Origin of the sequence: Anaerotruncus sp. 1XD42-93, assembly GCF_009917605.1 — a bacterium.
Lineage (GTDB): Bacteria > Bacillota > Clostridia > Oscillospirales > Ruminococcaceae > Anaerotruncus.
The window spans coordinates 1-4,349 of the sequence record NZ_QZEG01000107.1; the positions used below are offsets into that span (position 1 = coordinate 1).

2 protein-coding genes and 1 tRNA gene are annotated in these 4,349 nt (G+C 55.2%); 1 reads left to right on the top strand and 2 read right to left on the bottom strand.

Annotated elements, in window-relative coordinates:
- Positions 1–1,494: 1,494 nt before the first annotated feature.
- A tRNA-Arg gene (locus D5269_RS16855) sits at positions 1,495–1,571 on the top strand.
- 178 nt (positions 1,572–1,749) lie between these two features.
- Here D5269_RS16855 and D5269_RS16860 read toward each other — a convergent pair.
- Together D5269_RS16860 and D5269_RS16865 are read right to left on the bottom strand one after the other, a co-directional pair.
- The gene (locus D5269_RS16860; RefSeq protein WP_031219563.1) at positions 1,750–2,793 is read right to left on the bottom strand and encodes a chemotaxis response regulator protein-glutamate methylesterase; all 1,044 of its coding nucleotides are present in this window, start codon (positions 2,791–2,793) and stop codon (positions 1,750–1,752) included.
- A gap of 5 nt (positions 2,794–2,798) precedes the next feature.
- Complete coding sequence (locus D5269_RS16865) at positions 2,799–3,608, bottom strand: protein-glutamate O-methyltransferase CheR (protein ID WP_031219564.1); 810 nt, start codon at positions 3,606–3,608, stop codon at positions 2,799–2,801.
- Positions 3,609–4,349: the final 741 nt, after the last annotated feature.

Here is a 4,349-nt window from a genome sequence, read left to right on the forward strand (position 1 = left end):
CTGGAAACCAGTCCCATGATAAAATGAGTGCGGGCGCTGCAACAACGGCAGGCGGTCAGCCACACCACCCGAAAGGGGGTGAGGCGATGCCAATTACCATAACGTTACATATCCTTGGATATACCGTAACGATACGGATAAAAGGCAGAAACCGCCACTCGGCCAAGTGACGGTTTCTTCTTTAAGTAAACCAAACTAACCGGGGCTGACCGCTTGTCGCGGCGCCCTCTTCAATTTTTATTATAGCCTGGAAACCGGTCCCATGATAAAATGAGTGCGGGCGCTGCAACAACGGCAGGCGGTCGGCCACACCACCCGGAAGGGGGTGAGGCGATGCCAATTACCATAACGTTACATATCTTTGGATATACCGTAACGATACGGATAAAAGGCAGAAACCGCCACTCGGCAAAGTGACGGTTTCTTATGAAAATTTCACCAAACCGGGCTGACCGCTTGTCGCGGCGCCCTCTTCGATTTTTATTATAGCCTGGAAACCGGGCACTGTCAAGTGTCCGGTTTCTTGACTGGAAACCAGTCCCATGATAAAATGAGTGCGGGCGCTGCAACAACGGCAGGCGGTCGGCCACACCACCCGAAAGGGGGTGAGGCGATGCCAATTACCATAACGTTACATATCCTTGGATATACCGTAACGATACGGATAAAAGGCAGAAACCGCCACTCGGCCAAGTGACGGTTTCTCATTGAAACTCTAAACGATCCGGGCTGACCGCTTGTCGCGGCGCCCTCTTCGATTTTTATTATAGCCTGGAAACCGGGCACTGTCAAGCGTCCGGTTTCTTGACCGGAAACCAGTCCCATGATAAAATGAGTGCGGGCGCTGCAACAACGGCAGGCAGTCAGCCACACCACCCGAAAGGGGGTGAGGCGATGCCAATTACCATAACGTTACATATCCTTGGATATACCGTAACGATACGGATAAAAGGCAGAAACCGCCACTCGGCCAAGTGACGGTTTCTTCTTTAAGTAAACCAAACTAACCGGGGCTGACCGCTTGTCGCGGCGCCCTCTTCAATTTTTATTATAGCCTGGAAACCGGGCACTGTCAAGCGTCCTTTTTCTTGACTGGAAACCAGTCCCATGATAAAATGAGTGCGGGCGCTGCAACAACGGCAGGCGGTCGGCCACACCACCCGAAAGGGGGTGAGGCGATGCCAATTACCATAACGTTACATATCTTTGGATATACCGTAACGATACGGATAAAAGGCAGAAACCGCCACCCTGGCCGGTGACGGTTTCTCAACAGAAGCCTTAACCCATCCGGGCTGACCGCTTGTCGCAGCGCCCTCTTCGATTTTTATTATAGCCTGGAAACCGGGCACTGTCAAGCGTCCTTTTGCGTGCAGCGGTTGGAGCGCTCTGCAAAATAGGCCTATCTACAGATTTTTTGCTGATTTCGGTAAAAAGTGTTTGCATTTCCGGAAGATATGTGATATAATAAGGGAGTTCTTGAAAAAGGGACGCGCGCCCGTGGCGCAGTTGGATAGCGCGTGTGACTCCGACTCACAAGGTCGCAGGTTCGAATCCTGTCGGGCGTACCATACCTCTGCAAGCTGTTACTGCTTACAGAGGTATTTTTTCTGCAATCAACCCTTTTTCCGCCGTTTCCAAGCACCGGCTGGGTTGTGTACGCTGCTCCGGCGGGCGGGGAGGGGGGAGGACACCCCAGTTTCGGCCGGACGTGAAAAAGCACCATCCAAACGGATGGTGCTTCTGGCTTTATTTGCCGTTGAGATGGCGGATGATCTCGCCGCCGATTTTATCCAGGGGGAGCTGCTTCTGGACCGCGCCGATGTTGTAGGCGACCATCGGCATCCCATAAACCACGCAGCTATCCTTGTCCTGCCCGATCGTGTAAGCGCCGGCCTTGCGCATTTTAAGCAGGCCCTTGGAGCCGTCCGCGCCCATGCCGGTGAGGATGACGCCGAGGGAATTCCGGCCCGCGTGCTCGGCAACCGAATCGAACAGCACGTCAACAGCCGGGCAGAACCCGCCGATCTTGGCAGTGCCTTCGCTCTTGACGTAATAGCCGCGGGTATCCTTGGCGACCCGGAGCTGGAGCCCGCCCGCGCCGATGATGATTTTTCCGGTCTCGACCCGGTCGCCGGTTACCGCTTCCTTGACCTGCATCTTGCAGATCCGGTCGAGGCGCTGCGCATACATATTCGTAAAGACCGGCGGCATATGCTGGACGATCACAATGCCGGGGGTAGTTTTGGGCAGATCGCGCACCACCTCCAGGATCGCTTCGGTACCGCCGGTGGAAGCGCCGATCGCGATCAGGGTGTTTGTTTTCCCCGCGGCAATGCTGCTGAGGGTGGGCAGGGGAGCCGCGGCAGCCGAAGTGGGCCGCAGCCGCCGGACCTGCGCGGTCGACGCGATCTTGATCTTGACAATCAGATCGTTCATGAACATCTGCATGTCGCCGGGGGACTTGATCTCGGGTTTTTTGACAAAGTCAACCGCACCGGCGTCGAGCGCGTCAAACGTATTGATCGGCAGCGCGCTGATGACGATCACCGGCAGCGGGTTCTGCGGGATCAGCTTTTTGATGAAGTCGATGCCGTTCATCTTGGGCATCTCGACGTCCATCGTCACCACATCGGGTTTTAAAAGACGGATTTTGTCCATTGCCTCGAAGGCGTCTCCAGCCATTCCGACGATTTCAATTCTGGGGTCCTTTGACAGCCCCCGCTCTAACGATTTGCGAAAAAACAGGGAATCGTCAACGATCAGCAGCTTGATCTTTCCCATCATTGGCATCCGTATCACCCTTTCTTCTGGTAAATTGCAGGCTGGATATAGGTATATTTGGTGTTGTCGTTGTTGATGCTCTCCGAATGGCCGATGAACAGATAGCCGCCTTTGGCAGTCCAGTCGTAGAACTTCCGCACAAGGTTCGCCTTGGTGGGCCCGTCAAAATAGATCATCACGTTGCGGCAGAAGATCAGGTCCATCGGCTTTTTGAACTGGAACGGGTCCATCAGGTTGAGCGGCCGGAAGATGACCTCCCGCCGGATCTGCTCGCAGACCTGCACCTGATTGTTGCCGATCTTGTTGAAATATTTGGTGCGCCAGGCTGGGGGGATGTCCTTGAGGTCCTCCTCCAGGTAGATGCCCGCCTTGGCCTTGGTGAGCACGTTCATTGAAATATCGGTCGCAAGGACGCGGGTATCCCACGAGCGCTTGCGGGAGCCGAAATAATCGTCGAGATACATAGCGATGTTATAGGGTTCCTGCCCGGTTGAACAGCCGGCGCTCCAGATGCGCAGCTCCCCCCTCCGGGTACGTTCAAAATTTGGCAGGACCTGTTTGCGGAAATATTCAAAATGCTCGTTTTCCCGCATGAAATAGGAGAGGTTGGTGGTCAGTTTGTTCAGCAGGGTGACAAATTCTGTCCCCGAGGAATCCTTGAAGAGGACGTCAAGATATTGAGAAAATGAGGTCAGCCCGCGTTTTCGCAGCTCATTGGTCAGCCTTCCTTCAATCAGGGTCCTTTTTTTGGTCAGGTCAATGCCGTATTTCTGTTTGACGAATGAGGTCAGACGGTTGAATTCCTCGTCGGTCATCCGGATCAGGTTCTGGGCGACCGACGGTGGTATCTGGTTCAGATCAAAATTAGTCACGTGGCGGTTCCTTCCTTCCGGCTCGGGGGTTTGATAGACATACAGAATCAAGGGGCGCTGCCCCTTGACCCCGCGATTTTTGAAAAGATGTACAGCGGTGCAGTACCTTACCTCTTTAAGAGGTGTGCCGCAAGCGGCAGGGGATACGGGAGGTTTCTTTCCGGATGCACGAAAAAGAACGAAAAGTACATTTCAAGGGGCAATGCCCCTTGAAACCTGTTCAGCATTCTTTATGCAGGGGGCTTTTTCACTTGCAAAAAGCCCCCTCTTGCCGCTCCGCGGCAATTCACCCGAAAAACGCGCTTCACAGGAGAAAGCATTCCGCCGCGTGCGCGCGGCGGCGGGGGCTCCGCCCCTCGGCCCCGCCACCTTTGAAAAGGTGGACGAAACTTTTGGATAAAGGACAGATAAAAAGCGCACTTTGCCCTATCGGGGAGGGGCACACGGGGAGGGGGCACTGCCCCCTAGCCCGTGAGGCGCATCCTGCCCGAGCGTCGCGCGCAAGCGCGCTTCGGGCCGAAGGCCCGAGAAGCGAAGGGCGTTGTTTTGGTCGGGAACCCAAAACAACATGCGCCCGGTGCCCCCTAGCCCGTGAGGCGCATCCTGCCCGAGCGTCGCGCGCAAGCGCGCTTCGGGCTGAAAGCCCGAGAAGCGAAGGGCGTTGTTTTGGTCGGGAACCCAAAACAACATGCG